The 18875-nt window shown below is 43.9% G+C and carries 5 protein-coding genes and 7 rRNA genes; 2 read left to right on the forward strand and 10 right to left on the reverse strand.

Features of this window, described 5'->3' with window-relative positions; genetic code table 11:
- From EL194_RS08600 to EL194_RS00050, 10 genes are all read right to left on the reverse strand, one after another.
- Positions 1-1505 (reverse strand): 16S ribosomal RNA (locus EL194_RS08600).
- 496 nt (positions 1506-2001) lie between these two features.
- Positions 2002-2114: ribosomal RNA gene (gene rrf, locus EL194_RS00010) — 5S ribosomal RNA — on the reverse strand.
- Positions 2115-2189: 75 nt separating this feature from the next.
- Positions 2190-5084 (reverse strand): 23S ribosomal RNA (locus tag EL194_RS00015).
- 308 nt (positions 5085-5392) lie between these two features.
- Positions 5393-6931: ribosomal RNA gene (locus tag EL194_RS00020) — 16S ribosomal RNA — on the reverse strand.
- Positions 6932-7428: 497 nt separating this feature from the next.
- A 5S ribosomal RNA gene (gene rrf / locus EL194_RS00025) occupies positions 7429-7542 on the reverse strand.
- Between the two features lie 76 nt (positions 7543-7618).
- A 23S ribosomal RNA gene (locus EL194_RS00030) occupies positions 7619-10516 on the reverse strand.
- A gap of 308 nt (positions 10517-10824) precedes the next feature.
- Positions 10825-12363 (reverse strand): 16S ribosomal RNA (locus EL194_RS00035).
- Together the 16S, 23S and 5S rRNA genes form the textbook arrangement of a ribosomal RNA operon.
- A gap of 270 nt (positions 12364-12633) precedes the next feature.
- A complete protein-coding gene (locus EL194_RS00040; protein WP_034886626.1) occupies positions 12634-14490 on the reverse strand; it encodes a heavy metal translocating P-type ATPase in 1857 nt (618 codons plus the stop codon).
- 148 nt (positions 14491-14638) lie between these two features.
- Positions 14639-15451 carry an aldo/keto reductase gene (locus tag EL194_RS00045; RefSeq protein ID WP_003774046.1) on the reverse strand — a complete coding sequence of 271 codons (813 nt, stop codon included), beginning with the start codon at positions 15449-15451 and terminating at the stop codon, positions 14639-14641.
- Positions 15451-16359 (reverse strand): patatin-like phospholipase family protein, encoded by a 909-nt coding sequence (locus EL194_RS00050; RefSeq protein WP_003774049.1) that lies wholly within the window; start codon positions 16357-16359, stop codon positions 15451-15453. The genes EL194_RS00045 and EL194_RS00050 overlap by 1 nt, the downstream gene beginning before the upstream one ends.
- Before the next feature lie 114 nt (positions 16360-16473).
- Between EL194_RS00050 and EL194_RS00055 the strand changes: the two genes are divergently transcribed.
- Together EL194_RS00055 and EL194_RS00060 are read left to right on the forward strand one after the other, a co-directional pair.
- Positions 16474-17718 (forward strand): DNA recombination protein RmuC, encoded by a 1245-nt coding sequence (locus EL194_RS00055; RefSeq protein ID WP_034886627.1) that lies wholly within the window; start codon positions 16474-16476, stop codon positions 17716-17718.
- A 123-nt stretch (positions 17719-17841) separates the two neighbouring features.
- A complete protein-coding gene (locus tag EL194_RS00060; RefSeq protein ID WP_034886628.1) occupies positions 17842-18825 on the forward strand; it encodes a D-isomer specific 2-hydroxyacid dehydrogenase family protein in 984 nt (327 codons plus the stop codon).
- Positions 18826-18875: the final 50 nt, after the last annotated feature.

Genomic DNA, 18875 nt, shown 5'->3' on the forward strand with positions numbered 1-18875 from the left:
ACCTTCCGGTAGGGATACCTTGTTACGACTTAACCCCAATCATCGATCCTACCTTCGACGGTCCCTCCTAGTAAACTAGGTTAGGCCACCGGCTTCGGTATTACCAACTCTCATGGTTTGACGGGCGGTGTGTACAAGGCCCGAAACGTATTCACCGCGGCATTCTGATCCGCGATTACTAGCGATTCCGACTTCATGGAGTCGAGTTGCAGACTCCAATCCGAACTGAGACGTACTTTCTGAGATTCGCTCCGCATCGCTGCTTCGCTGCCCTCTGTATACGCCATTGTAGTACGTGTGTAGCCAGATCATAAGGGGCATGATGATTTGACGTCATCCCCACCTTCCTCCGGTTTATCACCGGCAGTCCTTTAGAGTCCCCAACTTAATGCTGGTAACTAAAGACAAGGGTTGCGCTCGTTGCGGACTTAACCCAACATCTCACGACACGAGCTGACGACAACCATGCACCACCTGTATCCGCCATAACTATTACACATCTCTGTGCTTTGCGCGGTATGTCAAGACCTGGTAAGGTTCTTCGCGTTGCTTCGAATTAAACCACATACTCCACCGCTTGTGCGGGCCCCCGTCAATTCCTTTGAGTTTTACGCTTGCGCGCATACTCCCCAGGCGGGATACTTATTGCGTTAACTACAGCACTGAATTTCTCCAACACTTAGTATCCATCGTTTACGGCGTGGACTACTAGGGTATCTAATCCTATTTGCTCCCCACGCTTTCGAGCCTCAGCGTCAGTTACAGGCCAGTTAGCCGCCTTCGCCACTGGTGTTCCTCCATATATCTACGCATTTTACCGCTACACATGGAATTCCACTAACCTCTCCTGCACTCTAGTCTACCAGTTTCTATGGCATCACGGGGTTAAGCCCCGAACTTTAACCATAAACTTGATAAACCGCCTGCGCTCCCTTACGCCCAATAATTCCGGATAACGCTTGCCACCTACGTATTACCGCGGCTGCTGGCACGTAGTTAGCCGTGGCTTTCTGGTAAGGTACCGTCATATAAGAAGCATTCCCTCTTCCTATCGTTCTTCCCTTACAACAGAGCTTTACAACCGAAGGCCGTCTTCACTCACGCGGCGTTGCTCGGTCAGGGTTTCCCCATTGCCGAAAATTCCCTACTGCTGCCTCCCGTAGGAGTCTGGGCCGTGTCTCAGTCCCAGTGTGGCCGGTCACCCTCTCAGGTCGGCTACGCATCATCGTCTTGGTAAGCCGTTACCTTACCAACTAACTAATGCGCCATAAGCCATCTCGTGTGATGTATCCATCTTTAATTAATCTAAGATGTTTAGATTAACGTATCCGGTATTAGCAGAAGTTTCCCTCTGTTATCCCAGGCATCGAGGCAGGTTGCTTATGTATTACTCACCCGTTCGCCACTAAGTTCCAAGGAGCAAGCTCCTCTTCACTTCGTTCGACTTGCATGTATTAGGCACGCCGCCAGCGTTCATCCTGAGCCAGGATCAAACTCTCCATTTGATTCTTTCTCTTTTTAACTCTGACGAGTTTTGTTTATTAATTTATCCGTATTTCTTTTGAAATTGACGTTTCCTGTTTAGTTTTCAAAGACCATTTTCTGCACTCGGTTTCCCTTAGCGCTTGTATATAATACCACCCTCTTTAGCCACCGTCAACACTATTTTCACTTTATTTTGACATTTCTTCTTTTTTTAGGTCTTTTCAGTTCATTCGTGATTTTCATGGTTCATATATGCCTGTTTTACCTGTTTTTTTGTCTTTTTTATAGGCGGTTTTTGGATAGTTTTTTGTTTCTTTTTCCCTTTTCGCTCACAAAAGTTGGCGTTTTATAAGCTTGATACCGATCCAGCTCACAATGCAGCACCTATTTAGACTTACCACTTTATTCTATGATTTTTTAGATCGACATCGTGTTTCATCATTTTATACCGTGATGGTCAGTATAAGCGCTTCTTTGAAAACATAAAAAAAGACACTCTAAATAGAGTGTCAAATTACCTGGCGATGAACTATCTTCACTAGCGCGTGGCTAGATATTGTCGCCGCTAAAGTGCTTAACTTCTGTGTTCGAGATGGAACAGGTGTGACCACTTCGCTAAAATCACCAGATCGTAGTGCATTAGAGAGATGAACTCTCAAAACTGAATAACAGAATTTGATCTTTTTCGAATCGTTGTATCTTTTGTGATTAAAACCTCGACCTATTAGTATCAGTCAGCTCCACATATCACTATGCTTCCACCTCTGACCTATCAACTGATCGTCTCTCAGGGTCTTACTACTTACGTATGGGAAATCTCATCTTGGAGTTGGCTTCGTGCTTAGATGCTTTCAGCGCTTATCCAGTCCATACTTAGCTACCCAGCGATGCCCTTGGCAGAACAACTGGTACACCAGCGGTATGTCCATCCCGGTCCTCTCGTACTAGGGACAGCGCTCCTCAAATTTCCTACGCCCACAACAGATAGGGACCGAACTGTCTCACGACGTTCTGAACCCAGCTCGCGTACCGCTTTAATGGGCGGACAGCCCAACCCTTGGAACCTAATTCAGCTCCAGGATGCGATGAGCCGACATCGAGGTGCCAAACCTCGCCGTCGATGTGAACTCTTGGGCGAGATTAGCCTGTTATCCCCAGGGTAGCTTTTATCCGTTAAGCGACGGCCCTTCCACTCGGAACCGCCGGATCACTAAGCCCGACTTTCGTCCCTGCTCGACTTGTAGTCTCGCAGTCAAGCACCCTTCTGCCTTTACGCTCGTCGATTGATTTCCAACCAATCTGAGGGTACCTTTGGGCGCCTCCGTTACTCTTTAGGAGGCGACCGCCCCAGTCAAACTGCCCACCTGACACTCTCCCGGTACCGGATCACGGTACGCGGTTAGAACTTCAAACATACAAGAGTGGTATCCCAATGGCGACTCCACATATACTAGCGTACATGCTTCATAGTCTCCCACCTATCCTGTACATGTAGGCTCAAAGTTCAATATCAAGCTACAGTAAAGCTCCATGGGGTCTTTCCGTCTAGTTGCGGGTAACCGGCATCTTTACCGGTACTAAGATTTCACCGAGTCTGCTGCCGAGACAGCGCCCCAAATCGTTACACCTTTCGTGCGGGTCGAACTTACCCGACAAGGAATTTCGCTACCTTAGGACCGTTATAGTTACGGCCGCCGTTCACTGGGGCTTCAGTTCAATGCTTCGAACGAATTCTAACATATTCCCTTAACCTTCCAGCACCGGGCAGGTGTCACCCCCTATACTTCGTCTTGCGACTTTGCAGAGAGCTGTGTTTTAGTTAAACAGTCGCTTGGGCCTCTTCACTGCGGCTCTTACGAGCACCCCTTCTCCCGAAGTTACGGGGTCATTTTGCCGAGTTCCTTGGCAACAGTTCTCTCGCTCACCTTAGGATTCTCTCCTTGCCTACCTGTGTCGGTTTTGGTACGGGCCAATACATAATTAACGCTAGAAACTTTTCTTGAGAGCTGGCATCAGTTACTTCGCTACTTCCTCACGGGTTCACTCCTCGTAACGCCTTTGCTTTGCATGGCGGATTTGCCTACCATACAGCTCCTTCGCTTAAACCAGCACTTCCAGTCGCTGGCATAACCTAGCCTTCTCTGTCATTCCTTCACTTATGTATCGGGTACAGGAATATCAACCTGTTGTCCATCGACTACGCTTTTCAGCCTCATCTTAGGTCCCGACTTACCCAGGGAGGACGAGCCTTCCCCTGGAAACCTTAGGCAATCGGTGTGTCAGATTCTCACTGACATCTCGCTACTCACACCGGCATTCTCACTTCTATACACTCCACTGCTCCTTACGGTACAGCTTCAACGCAGTATAGAACGCTCCCCTACCATTTATTGAAACAATAAATCCATAGTTTCGGTATCATACTTAGCCCCGGTACATTTTCGGCGCAGGGTCACTCGACTAGTGAGCTGTTACGCACTCTTTAAAGGATGGCTGCTTCTGAGCCAACCTCCTAGTTGTCTGTGCATCCCCACATCCTTTTCCACTTAGCATGAATTTTGGGACCTTAACTGATGGTCTGGGCTGTTTCCCTTTCGACTACGGACCTTATCACCCATAGTCTGACTGCCAACTACTATCCACTGGCATTCGGAGTTTGATTATATTCAGTACCCCGAGATGGGGCCATCATACATTCAGTGCTCTACCTCCAGTGGCCTTACATTGACGCTAGCCCTAAAGCTATTTCGGGGAGAACCAGCTATATCTGAGTTCGATTGGAATTTCTCCGCTAGCCACAACTCATCCGCCAGCTTTTCAACGATGGTCGGTTCGGTCCTCCATTTGGTTTCACCCAAACTTCAACCTGGTCATGGCTAGATCACTCAGTTTCGGGTCTACCACAATGTACTATATCGCCCTATTAAGACTCGCTTTCGCTTCGGCTCCGTCTCTTCAACTTAACCTCGCACATTATGAGTAACTCGCCGGTTCATTCTACAAAAGGCACGCCATCACCCATTAACGGGCTCTGACTTCTTGTAAGCATACGGTTTCAGGATCTATTTCACTCCGCTTCCGCGGTTCTTTTCACCTTTCCCTCACGGTACTGGTTCACTATCGGTCACTAAGGAGTATTTAGCCTTACCGGGTGGTCCCGGTTGATTCCGACAAGGTTTCTCGTGCCTCGCCGTACTCAGGATACCACTAGAGTATCTTACGCTTTCGTCTACAGGGTTTGCACCTTCTTTGACTGGCCTTTCAATGCCATTCGACTAGCTTCGATATCCCACGTTGTGGTCCTACTACCCCATCACGAAGATGGTTTGGGCTTTTCCCGTTTCGCTCGCCACTACTCAGGGAATCACTTTTGTTTTCTTTTCCTCTTGCTACTAAGATGTTTCAGTTCGCAAGGTTGCCTCATCATAAACTATGTATTCATTTATGTGTAATACTGCATAACCAGTATTGGGTTTCCCCATTCGGATACCCCCGGATCGTTGTGTACGTACCACTCCCCGAGGCATTTCGCTGTTAGTCGCGTCCTTCATCAGCTCTTAGTGCCTAGGCATCCACCGTACGCCCTTACATATTTAATCACATGTAATTTCGCGCCCTAATTCTTAAAATCAGGTTTTTTTTAACGCTTATCGCTTGATAAGCTGTGTGTTTGCTTTGATTGCTTACTTAATTGCTTAAGTTACTGTTTTTGTTTAACTTGATGTAAATCTAGTTTTATACAACTATTCGAAAAGATCATGTTGATAACATTTATTTCTTTGTCTATCTCTTTTTCTTTTCTGTTATTCAGTTTTCAAAGATCATTTTTCTTGAGATTCCAACGGACTCTCAAAACTAAACAGGAAACTTTAGGTGTCAACTTCACGTCTTTCTAATTACTCCTTAGAAAGGAGGTGATCCATCCCCACCTTCCGGTAGGGATACCTTGTTACGACTTAACCCCAATCATCGATCCTACCTTCGACGGCTCCCTCCTAGTAAACTAGGTTAGGCCACCGGCTTCGGGTATTACCAACTCTCATGGTTTGACGGGCGGTGTGTACAAGGCCCGAGAACGTATTCACCGCGGCATTCTGATCCGCGATTACTAGCGATTCCGACTTCATGGAGTCGAGTTGCAGACTCCAATCCGAACTGAGACGTACTTTCTGAGATTCGCTCCGCATCGCTGCTTCGCTGCCCTCTGTATACGCCATTGTAGTACGTGTGTAGCCCAGATCATAAGGGGCATGATGATTTGACGTCATCCCCACCTTCCTCCGGTTTATCACCGGCAGTCTCTTTAGAGTCCCCAACTTAATGCTGGTAACTAAAGACAAGGGTTGCGCTCGTTGCGGGACTTAACCCAACATCTCACGACACGAGCTGACGACAACCATGCACCACCTGTATCCGCCATAACTATTACACATCTCTGTGCTTTTGCGCGGTATGTCAAGACCTGGTAAGGTTCTTCGCGTTGCTTCGAATTAAACCACATACTCCACCGCTTGTGCGGGCCCCCGTCAATTCCTTTGAGTTTTACGCTTGCGCGCATACTCCCCAGGCGGGATACTTATTGCGTTAACTACAGCACTGAATTTCTCCAACACTTAGTATCCATCGTTTACGGCGTGGACTACTAGGGTATCTAATCCTATTTGCTCCCCACGCTTTCGAGCCTCAGCGTCAGTTACAGGCCAGTTAGCCGCCTTCGCCACTGGTGTTCCTCCATATATCTACGCATTTTACCGCTACACATGGAATTCCACTAACCTCTCCTGCACTCTAGTCTACCAGTTTCTATGGCATCACGGGGTTAAGCCCCGAACTTTAACCATAAACTTGATAAACCGCCTGCGCTCCCTTTACGCCCAATAATTCCGGATAACGCTTGCCACCTACGTATTACCGCGGCTGCTGGCACGTAGTTAGCCGTGGCTTTCTGGTAAGGTACCGTCATATAAGAAGCATTCCCTCTTCCTATCGTTCTTCCCTTACAACAGAGCTTTACAACCCGAAGGCCGTCTTCACTCACGCGGCGTTGCTCGGTCAGGGTTTCCCCCATTGCCGAAAATTCCCTACTGCTGCCTCCCGTAGGAGTCTGGGCCGTGTCTCAGTCCCAGTGTGGCCGGTCACCCTCTCAGGTCGGCTACGCATCATCGTCTTGGTAAGCCGTTACCTTACCAACTAACTAATGCGCCATAAGCCCATCTCGTTGTGATGTATCCCATCTTTAATTAATCTAAGATGTCTTAGATTAACGTATCCGGTATTAGCAGAAGTTTCCCTCTGTTATCCCAGGCATCGAGGCAGGTTGCTTATGTATTACTCACCCGTTCGCCACTAAGTTCCAAGGAGCAAGCTCCTCTTCACTTCGTTCGACTTGCATGTATTAGGCACGCCGCCAGCGTTCATCCTGAGCCAGGATCAAACTCTCCATTTGATTCTTTCTCTTTTTAACTCTGACGAGTTTTGTTTATTAATTTATCCGTATTTCTTTTTGAAATTGACGTTTCCTGTTTAGTTTTCAAAGACCATTTTCTGCACTCGGTTTCCCTTAGCGCTTGTATATAATACCACCCTCTTTAGCCACCGTCAACACTATTTTCACTTTATTTTGACATTTCTTCTTTTTTTAGGTCTTTTCAGTTCATTCGTGATTTTCATGGTTCATATATGCCTGTTTTACCTGTTTTTTTGTCTTTTTTATAGGCGGTTTTTGGATAGTTTTTTGTTTCTTTTTCCCTTTTCGCTCACAAAAGTTGGCGTTTTATAAGCTTGATACCGATCCAGCTCACAATGCAGCACCTATTTAGACTTACCACTTTATTCTATGATTTTTTAGATCGACATCGTGTTTCATCATTTTATACCGTGATGGTCAGTATAAGCGCTTCTTTGAAAACATAAAAAAAGACACTCTAAATAGAGTGTCAAATTACCTGGCGATGAACTATCTTCACTAGCGCGTGGCTAGATATTGTCGCCGCTAAAGTGCTTAACTTCTGTGTTCGAGATGGGAACAGGTGTGACCACTTCGCTAAAATCACCAGATCGTAGTGCATTAGAGAGATGAACTCTCAAAACTGAATAACAGAAATTTGATCTTTTTCGAATCGTTGTATCTTTTGTGATTAAAACCTCGACCTATTAGTATCAGTCAGCTCCACATATCACTATGCTTCCACCTCTGACCTATCAACCTGATCGTCTCTCAGGGGTCTTACTACTTACGTATGGGAAATCTCATCTTGGAGTTGGCTTCGTGCTTAGATGCTTTCAGCGCTTATCCAGTCCATACTTAGCTACCCAGCGATGCCCTTGGCAGAACAACTGGTACACCAGCGGTATGTCCATCCCGGTCCTCTCGTACTAGGGACAGCGCTCCTCAAATTTCCTACGCCCACAACAGATAGGGACCGAACTGTCTCACGACGTTCTGAACCCAGCTCGCGTACCGCTTTAATGGGCGGACAGCCCAACCCTTGGAACCTAATTCAGCTCCAGGATGCGATGAGCCGACATCGAGGTGCCAAACCTCGCCGTCGATGTGAACTCTTGGGCGAGATTAGCCTGTTATCCCCAGGGTAGCTTTTATCCGTTAAGCGACGGCCCTTCCACTCGGAACCGCCGGATCACTAAGCCCGACTTTCGTCCCTGCTCGACTTGTAGGTCTCGCAGTCAAGCACCCTTCTGCCTTTACGCTCGTCGATTGATTTCCAACCAATCTGAGGGTACCTTTGGGCGCCTCCGTTACTCTTTAGGAGGCGACCGCCCCAGTCAAACTGCCCACCTGACACTCTCCCGGTACCGGATCACGGTACGCGGTTAGAACTTCAAACATACAAGAGTGGTATCCCAATGGCGACTCCACATATACTAGCGTACATGCTTCATAGTCTCCCACCTATCCTGTACATGTAGGCTCAAAGTTCAATATCAAGCTACAGTAAAGCTCCATGGGGTCTTTCCGTCTAGTTGCGGGTAACCGGCATCTTTACCGGTACTAAGATTTCACCGAGTCTGCTGCCGAGACAGCGCCCAAATCGTTACACCTTTCGTGCGGGTCGGAACTTACCCGACAAGGAATTTCGCTACCTTAGGACCGTTATAGTTACGGCCGCCGTTCACTGGGGCTTCAGTTCAATGCTTCGAACGAATTCTAACATATTCCCTTAACCTTCCAGCACCGGGCAGGTGTCACCCCCTATACTTCGTCTTGCGACTTTGCAGAGAGCTGTGTTTTAGTTAAACAGTCGCTTGGGCCTCTTCACTGCGGCTCTTACGAGCACCCCTTCTCCCGAAGTTACGGGGTCATTTTGCCGAGTTCCTTGGCAACAGTTCTCTCGCTCACCTTAGGATTCTCTCCTTGCCTACCTGTGTCGGTTTTGGTACGGGCCAATACATAATTAACGCTAGAAACTTTTCTTGAGAGCTGGCATCAGTTACTTCGCTACTTCCTCACGGGTTCACTCCTCGTAACGCCTTTGCTTTGCATGGCGGATTTGCCTACCATACAGCTCCTTCGCTTAAACCAGCACTTCCAGTCGCTGGCATAACCTAGCCTTCTCTGTCATTCCTTCACTTATGTATCGGGTACAGGAATATCAACCTGTTGTCCATCGACTACGCTTTTCAGCCTCATCTTAGGTCCCGACTTACCCAGGGAGGACGAGCCTTCCCCTGGAAACCTTAGGCAATCGGTGTGTCAGATTCTCACTGACATCTCGCTACTCACACCGGCATTCTCACTTCTATACACTCCACTGCTCCTTACGGTACAGCTTCAACGCAGTATAGAACGCTCCCCTACCATTTATTGAAACAATAAATCCATAGTTTCGGTATCATACTTAGCCCCGGTACATTTTCGGCGCAGGGTCACTCGACTAGTGAGCTGTTACGCACTCTTTAAAGGATGGCTGCTTCTGAGCCAACCTCCTAGTTGTCTGTGCATCCCCACATCCTTTTCCACTTAGCATGAATTTTGGGACCTTAACTGATGGTCTGGGCTGTTTCCCTTTCGACTACGGACCTTATCACCCATAGTCTGACTGCCAACTACTATCCACTGGCATTCGGAGTTTGATTATATTCAGTACCCCGAGATGGGGCCATCATACATTCAGTGCTCTACCTCCAGTGGCCTTACATTGACGCTAGCCCTAAAGCTATTTCGGGGAGAACCAGCTATATCTGAGTTCGATTGGAATTTCTCCGCTAGCCACAACTCATCCGCCAGCTTTTCAACGATGGTCGGTTCGGTCCTCCATTTGGTTTCACCCAAACTTCAACCTGGTCATGGCTAGATCACTCAGTTTCGGGTCTACCACAATTTACTATATCGCCCTATTAAGACTCGCTTTCGCTTCGGCTCCGTCTCTTCAACTTAACCTCGCACATTATGAGTAACTCGCCGGTTCATTCTACAAAAGGCACGCCATCACCCATTAACGGGCTCTGACTTCTTGTAAGCATACGGTTTCAGGATCTATTTCACTCCGCTTCCGCGGTTCTTTTCACCTTTCCCTCACGGTACTGGTTCACTATCGGTCACTAAGGAGTATTTAGCCTTACCGGGTGGTCCCGGTTGATTCCGACAAGGTTTCTCGTGCCTCGCCGTACTCAGGATACCACTAGAGTATCTTACGCTTTCGTCTACAGGGTTTGCACCTTCTTTGACTGGCCTTTCAATGCCATTCGACTAGCTTCGATATCCCACGTTGTGGTCCTACTACCCCATCACGAAGATGGTTTGGGCTTTTCCCGTTTCGCTCGCCACTACTCAGGGAATCACTTTTGTTTTCTTTTCCTCTTGCTACTAAGATGTTTCAGTTCGCAAGGTTGCCTCATCATAAACTATGTATTCATTTATGTGTAATACTGCATAACCAGTATTGGGTTTCCCCATTCGGATACCCCCGGATCGTTGTGTACGTACCACTCCCCGAGGCATTTCGCTGTTAGTCGCGTCCTTCATCAGCTCTTAGTGCCTAGGCATCCACCGTACGCCCTTACATATTTAATCACATGTAATTTCGCGCCCTAATTCTTAAAATCAGGTTTTTTTTAACGCTTATCGCTTGATAAGCTGTGTGTTTGCTTTGATTGCTTACTTAATTGCTTAAGTTACTGTTTTTGTTTAACTTGATGTAAATCTAGTTTTATACAACTATTCGAAAAGATCATGTTGATAACATTTATTTCTTTGTCTATCTCTTTTTCTTTTCTGTTATTCAGTTTTCAAAGATCATTTTTCTTGAGATTCCAACGGACTCTCAAAACTAAACAGGAAACTTTAGGTGTCAACTTCACGTCTTTCTAATTACTCCTTAGAAAGGAGGTGATCCATCCCCACCTTCCGGTAGGGATACCTTGTTACGACTTAACCCCAATCATCGATCCTACCTTCGACGGCTCCCTCCTAGTAAACTAGGTTAGGCCACCGGCTTCGGGTATTACCAACTCTCATGGTTTGACGGGCGGTGTGTACAAGGCCCGAGAACGTATTCACCGCGGCATTCTGATCCGCGATTACTAGCGATTCCGACTTCATGGAGTCGAGTTGCAGACTCCAATCCGAACTGAGACGTACTTTCTGAGATTCGCTCCGCATCGCTGCTTCGCTGCCCTCTGTATACGCCATTGTAGTACGTGTGTAGCCCAGATCATAAGGGGCATGATGATTTGACGTCATCCCCACCTTCCTCCGGTTTATCACCGGCAGTCTCTTTAGAGTCCCCAACTTAATGCTGGTAACTAAAGACAAGGGTTGCGCTCGTTGCGGGACTTAACCCAACATCTCACGACACGAGCTGACGACAACCATGCACCACCTGTATCCGCCATAACTATTACACATCTCTGTGCTTTTGCGCGGTATGTCAAGACCTGGTAAGGTTCTTCGCGTTGCTTCGAATTAAACCACATACTCCACCGCTTGTGCGGGCCCCCGTCAATTCCTTTGAGTTTTACGCTTGCGCGCATACTCCCCAGGCGGGATACTTATTGCGTTAACTACAGCACTGAATTTCTCCAACACTTAGTATCCATCGTTTACGGCGTGGACTACTAGGGTATCTAATCCTATTTGCTCCCCACGCTTTCGAGCCTCAGCGTCAGTTACAGGCCAGTTAGCTGCCTTCGCCACTGGTGTTCCTCCATATATCTACGCATTTTACCGCTACACATGGAATTCCACTAACCTCTCCTGCACTCTAGTCTACCAGTTTCTATGGCATCACGGGGTTAAGCCCCGAACTTTAACCATAAACTTGATAAACCGCCTGCGCTCCCTTTACGCCCAATAATTCCGGATAACGCTTGCCACCTACGTATTACCGCGGCTGCTGGCACGTAGTTAGCCGTGGCTTTCTGGTAAGGTACCGTCATATAAGAAGCATTCCCTCTTCCTATCGTTCTTCCCTTACAACAGAGCTTTACAACCCGAAGGCCGTCTTCACTCACGCGGCGTTGCTCGGTCAGGGTTTCCCCCATTGCCGAAAATTCCCTACTGCTGCCTCCCGTAGGAGTCTGGGCCGTGTCTCAGTCCCAGTGTGGCCGGTCACCCTCTCAGGTCGGCTACGCATCATCGTCTTGGTAAGCCGTTACCTTACCAACTAACTAATGCGCCATAAGCCCATCTCGTTGTGATGTATCCCATCTTTAATTAATCTAAGATGTCTTAGATTAACGTATCCGGTATTAGCAGAAGTTTCCCTCTGTTATCCCAGGCATCGAGGCAGGTTGCTTATGTATTACTCACCCGTTCGCCACTAAGTTCCAAGGAGCAAGCTCCTCTTCACTTCGTTCGACTTGCATGTATTAGGCACGCCGCCAGCGTTCATCCTGAGCCAGGATCAAACTCTCCATTTGATTCTTTCTCTTTTTAACTCTGACGAGTTTTGTTTATTAATTTATCCGTATTTCTTTTTGAAATTGACGTTTCCTGTTTAGTTTTCAAAGACCATTTTCTGCACTCGGTTTCCCTTAGCGCTTGTATATAATACCACCCTCTTTAGCCACCGTCAACACTATTTTCACTTTATTTTGATAATGTTGTTGAATTCTAAATATGTGTGATTTTAAAGGCTTGATTTGGTGGTTTAAGGCAATAAAAAAAGGGAATTATCCCTTTAAAATCACTTATCGTTCTATTTTTATTTCTTTCAAGAGTCTTAAACTGTTTAGAATTACTAGAATTGTACTTCCTTCATGACCAACAACACCTAAAGGCAGTGATATTCGATCAAAGAAGTTTGAAATCACCAACAGAAGTATAACCCCAATTGAAAAGCTCACATTTTGTATAACTATCTTACGGAGTTTGAGCGATAGTTCGATTGCATATTGAATTCCATGGATATCATCTTTAACCAATATAATGTCGGCTGCTTCCATAGCAATGTCTGTACCGCTTCCCATTGCAATCCCGATTGTAGCATTCGCTAGAGCGGGTGCATCATTAATTCCGTCTCCAATCATTACTACTGTTCCGTATTCTCGTTCCAAGTCTCTTATAATCGTTGCTTTTTCATCAGGTAGACATTCAGCAACAATCTTGGATACACCAATCTGCGATCCGATATGTTCTGCTGTTTTTTTATTATCACCTGTAATCATTACTGTCTTAATATTGTTTTTGTTCAGCCAGTGTACTAAAGATAATGCTTCCGGACGAATAACATCTGTAAGTCCAAGAACACCAATAACATCATCATCCTGTTGGATATAAACAAGACTGTTTCCACTTTCGGCAAATTCAAGGCCCTTGTCTGTAACGATTTGATCTTCTGATATCATGTGCTCAAATTTACCGATACGATATTCTTTTCCCGCGTAGACACCTTTAATACCAAAACCGGCAATTTCCTCAACGTTGTTTGCAGATGGATAGTCTTCGATATTCAAATTCTTATAAAGTCCAGAAACTACTGCGCTGGCAAGTGGATGTGTCGAATATTGTTCAATTGCGATGACCGCTTCGCCCACCTCACGTGCATCAACATCATCAATATAGAACATATTCGTTAAGGATGGCACCCCTTGCGTTAAAGTTCCAGTTTTATCAAAAGCAACTGCTTTAGCATCCATCATGTTCTCAAAGTGAATTCCACCTTTTACTAATATTCCGCGTTTTGCTCCGTTTGAGATTGCAGAAAGTGTTGCTGGCGTAACCGATGCAATGAGCGCACATGGTGATGCTACAACAAGCAAAATCATTCCGCGATAAAATGCAGTTTCAAAGGATTGACCCATGGTAATTATAGGGATAAGAACCACCAATAAAACAACAACCAGTACTACGCGCGCATAGTAATCTTCGATGCGCTCAATAAATCGTGCTGTTTTTGATGGGTATTGCTGCGCTTCTTCCACCATCTTAACAATTTTCTGAATGAGTGTATCGTTTACCAAAGTATTAACTTCGATTGTAATTGGATGCGAAATATTCATTGTTCCGCCAAATACGGAATCACCCACACCTTTTTCTTTAGGCATCGATTCCCCTGTGATTGCAGCTTCTTCAATACTGCTTTGACCCTTATAGATCATTGCATCAATTGGAACAGTCTCACCAACAGCCACAATCACTTTATCTCCAATTTGTAATGACTCAACGGACACAACTTCTGTACTTCCATTTTTATTAAGACGTGTAGCCTCTGTCGGTTGCAGTTCCATTAAAGAACGAATTTCTCGCTGGCTGCGATCAAGCGTTAGTTCCTCAAGTGCTCCAGATAAAGAAAAAATAAATATTAATACTGCGCCTTCCATATAATAACCGATCAAACATGCGCCAATCGCCGACAAAATCATAAGGAGTTCAACGTTCAAATGTTTATTTTGAATTGTATCTGTAATTCCCTCTTTAGTTTGATTATATCCACCAATTGCAATTGCTAAAATTAATAGTACATTGTTATTAAGTATTGCACCGAGCAATAACAGAATCCCACACAGTATGGTTTCTTTTAAACTTAATAGTGTATCTTTCCACATAACAAACCCTCCAATAATAATGATAATGATTATCAATATATGTATATTATACCATTTTGAATTGATAAATCTACAACTCTCGATTAACATTATTCATTCTTTAAATAAAAAGATTCACAAGGTTGAATAAAAAAAGAGCGTAGACGCTCTATTTAAAATTATATTTATTTGGATTCGTACCTAAGCGTAAGTTTTCATTAAGCTTATTCACAATTTCAACTTCTTCATTTGTTAGTGCGAAATCAAATATATCAAAGTTTTCTTCCAAACGGCTCATCGATTGTGTTTTTGGGAAAACTGTCCAGTCCGTTTGTATTTGCCACCTTAATGTAATTTGAGCAGCAGTTTTGTGATACTTATCCGCTAACGCCAACACAGCATTACTGTCCGCTACTTTGTTACGAGCTATCGGCATCCACCCTTCGCATGCAATTCCATAACGATCACACATCGATTTCAATTCTGATTGTACTAGAAATGGATGTCGTTCAACTTGGTTGACCATCGGAACAATCTTCGCTTCTTCCAACAACGCTTCCAATTGTTGCGTATTGAAGTTTGAGATACCAATTGCTTTCGCTTTCTTATTTCGATAAATTTCCTCAAAAGCGCGCCAAGTCTCATGTGAGCTTGGTTGTGGCCAATGAATCAGATATAAATCAATATAATCTAAGCCAAGTTTTTCAAGCGATAATTCGAATGCTTTAAGTGTCGTCTCATACCCTTGGTCTTCATTCCAACATTTCGTTGTTATAAAGAGTTCTTCCCGAGAAACGCCAGAATCCTTAATTGCACGGCCAACGACCTCTTCATTTTCGTATATCATCGCAGTATCAATATGACGATATCCAAGTTCAAGAGCTTTCAAAACAATTTCATATGCATCTTCTTCAAGTAAACGATAGGTTCCCAAACCAAGCATCGGCATCGATGTTCCATTACTCAATGTTTTGTAAATCATTATACCCCTCCTAATTCTTCTTTTATACGTTCCCAAAGTGTTTTCTTCTTCACGAGGGCTTTTATATCATCCTTATGTTTTTCTATAACCAAATCTGCACGATCCATTGTAAAGCGACCCTTACCGAGTTCAAAAACCCAAACATCGTCTAGTGGTACATTAATATGGATATCCGCATTTTTAATAATATGATAGTCTTCTTCAATACGCATAAGATCCATACAACGCGTCGCAATAGCCATCAGCGAATTATACTCATGGAAATTTTCGTTGGAATGCATCGTCACAGCAATTGTTTTATCGGACCCGTATGCCTCGACTAATTCAAGCGGAAGATTCATTCTCACACCACCATCCACAAGCATGTACCCATGGTATTCCATAGCTGCAATCACAAATGGAAAGGAACAGGAAGCACGAACCGCTTTTGCTAACGGAATATCCGTCACAATATCCCACATCGGATCTAACACTTTAAAATCCTGTGGATGTGAAACAAAGCAAACTATTTTCCCTGTAGTTAAATCAACTGCCGGAATTGCAAGCGGAATTTTCACTTCCGAAATATTATTGACACCAATTTCGTCCAAAACCTTTTGAAGCTCATCTTCCAACTCTTGTCCATCTACATAACCCGCCGTAAGTTTTTCTTTTGAAAAAGGAAGAAGCTTAAGACTTGGTTTTGAAAATATATGTTTCTCTTTAATATTTCGCTCTAACTTCAAAACAATCTCTGTTAATTCATCAGAACTTAATCCGCAAGCCACAAGTGCCGCAATCACAGAACCCATTGAGGTTCCAGATACCATATCAATTTTAATACCTTCTTCACTTAATGCTCGAATAACAGGAAGTTGGGAAATTGATTTCACACCACCGCCTGATAACGCTAATCCAATTTTATTCATACTGACACCTCTATCCTTATTATACTATAAAATGTCATTTCTACTCGATAAACACATGAAATTGACATGGTGATGCAGAAGTGTCGTATAATAGTTTTAGTCAAAGGAGTCTATATGATACAAATTCTATTATTCATTATAATTGCACTATTACTTATCCTTATATATATGCAATTAAAAACACAACGAAATAGCGTCGAAAACGAAACGCTCCAAAATCAGTTTGCACAACTTAAAGATTTAATGATGAGTCAAGCAAACAATACAATAAATCAAATGGTCGCATTCGATTTCGAAAGTCGTGAGAAGACATCCGATAAATTCAATCAATTTACCGACCGAATGGATCTTCGGTTTAATGACTTAACACAACGTAACATCGTTTTTGAAAAAGAAGTAAATCGCGCCTTGATTCTTTTTCACGATAAAATGAATCTTCAATTGGATCAACAGTTTACAAAACTTACCGAAAGCGTCGAAAAACGACTTCTGCTTATGGATGAAAAAGTTAATCAATCTCTAGATCAAGGATTCAAGAAGACAAATGATACCTTCACAAACATCGTTGAACGATTAAGTAAAATCGACGAAGCTCAAAAGAAAATTGATGCACTTTCCGTTGAAATTGTCTCTTTGCAAGATGTTTTAACCGATAAGAAAACGCGTGGAACCTTTGGTGAAGTACAACTCCATCAGATTTTAGCTTCAATATTCGGGGATAAAAATGATCGCATCTACCAAATGCAGTATAATCTATCCCCCGGTGTTCGACCTGATGCAGTGCTTTTTGCGCCAGAACCACTCGGAACTCTTGTAATTGATTCTAAGTTTCCCCTCGAAAACTATCGTCGCATGATTGATAAGTCCCTTGAAACCAGCCAACGCCAAAACGCTGAACGACAATTTGTGCTGGATTGTAAAAAACACATTGATGCAATCGCTGATAAGTATATTATTCCCGGCACAACTTCTGATCAAGCTTTGATGTTTGTCCCAGCTGAAGCAGTGTTTGCGACCATTAATGCCTATCACTCTGATATTTTAGACTATGCTCAACGAAAACGTGTCTGGCTTGTTTCTCCGACAACACTAATGAGCACACTTACCACAATTCAAACAATTCTCGTGAATTTAGAACGTGAAAAGTATGCAAGTGTTATTCATGACGAACTGAAGCGTTTAAATGTTGAGTTTGATCGCTATCGATTACGTTGGGATAATTTAAGTAAGCATATCGAAAATGTAAATCAAGATGTTAAAGATTTACACATCACCTCTCGAAAGATTTCAAGTCGCTTTGAATCCATTTCGGAAGTTGACCGCGATGCTCTGTCTCAAAAGGATATTGAAAATCAATAAAGAATTTTTTATGGGCTTATTACGCCCTTTCTATCGTGATCTATTGTAGGATACACTTAATAGATGTCTAGGTTTTATATTTTAAAAGAATACATCTTAATCATATAAAGGAGAATGTTTAATATGAAATTAGTAGCTTATGCTGTACGTCCTGATGAAAAGGAAGCTTTTGAACGCTTTACAAAGGAAATGAATATCGACTTAAAAGTTGTGAATGCACAAATGAGTATTGACAACGTTAATGAAGCAAACGGATATGAAGCTGTTGCCTTTCTAGGTAATTGTGATGCGAGCAGAGAAGTTCTTGAACTTCTTGCGCAAGGTGGCACAAAATATATCGCATCCCGCTCTGCCGGATTTAATAATGTGGATATGGATGCCGTACGTGATCTAGGTCTTAAGTTCTCAAACGCAACCTATTCACCAAATTGTGTTGCAGACTTTGCGGTGATGTTAGTTCTTATGTCGCTTCGTAACATGAAAGCAATTATGAAACGAGCAGAAGTTAAAGATTACTCACTGCCAGGAATTCAGGGTAAAGAAATGCATAATATGACATTTGGCGTCATTGGTACAGGTCGTATTGGCTGTATAACCGCCCGCAATCTTTCTGGTTTTGGTGGTCGCATTATTGGTTATGACCTCTATGAAAATGATTCTATCAAAGATGTACTTACTTATGTCGATCTCGAAACACTTTTAAAAGAAGCCGATGTTATTACTTTACATGCTCCACTTATCGAGTCAACACATCACATTATTAACGCGGAAAGCCTCGCCCTAACAAAACCCGGAGTTATAATTGTAAACTGTGCTCGTGGTGAATTAATTGATACCGATGCTTTGATTAAATACGTGGAAAATGGACATATTGGTGCTGTTGGACTGGATGTTCTTGAAGGAGAACTTGGAATTTTCCATAAGGACCACCGACTTTCAACACTTTCAAATCATCAACTTGCTCTACTTGAAAGCCATAAAAATGTTATCATTACACCCCATTGTGCCTTTTACACAGATCAAGCTGTTTCAGACATGGTAGAAGTTGCCTTACGTTCTTTAAATTCTTTTATGATGTCTAACAAGAGTCAGTGGGAAATTAAATAAATTTAGAGAAAAAGGATTAATTCAAATTAATCCTTTTTTATAACTACTAT

The sequence above is a fragment of the Erysipelothrix rhusiopathiae genome, from assembly GCF_900637845.1.
In the GTDB taxonomy this organism is placed as follows: Bacteria; Bacillota_I; Bacilli_A; order Erysipelotrichales; family Erysipelotrichaceae; genus Erysipelothrix; species Erysipelothrix rhusiopathiae.

Bases quoted from the DNA above. Each gene is read 5' to 3' on its own strand.
- EL194_RS00040 (WP_034886626.1), bottom strand. From the start codon at position 14,490: ATGTGGAAAGATACACTATTAAGTTTAAAAGAAACCATACTGTGTGGG.
- EL194_RS00045 (WP_003774046.1), bottom strand. From the start codon at position 15,451: ATGATTTACAAAACATTGAGTAATGGAACATCGATGCCGATGCTTGGT.
- EL194_RS00050 (WP_003774049.1), bottom strand. From the start codon at position 16,359: ATGAATAAAATTGGATTAGCGTTATCAGGCGGTGGTGTGAAATCAATT.
- EL194_RS00055 (WP_034886627.1), top strand. From the start codon at position 16,474: ATGATACAAATTCTATTATTCATTATAATTGCACTATTACTTATCCTT.
- EL194_RS00060 (WP_034886628.1), top strand. From the start codon at position 17,842: ATGAAATTAGTAGCTTATGCTGTACGTCCTGATGAAAAGGAAGCTTTT.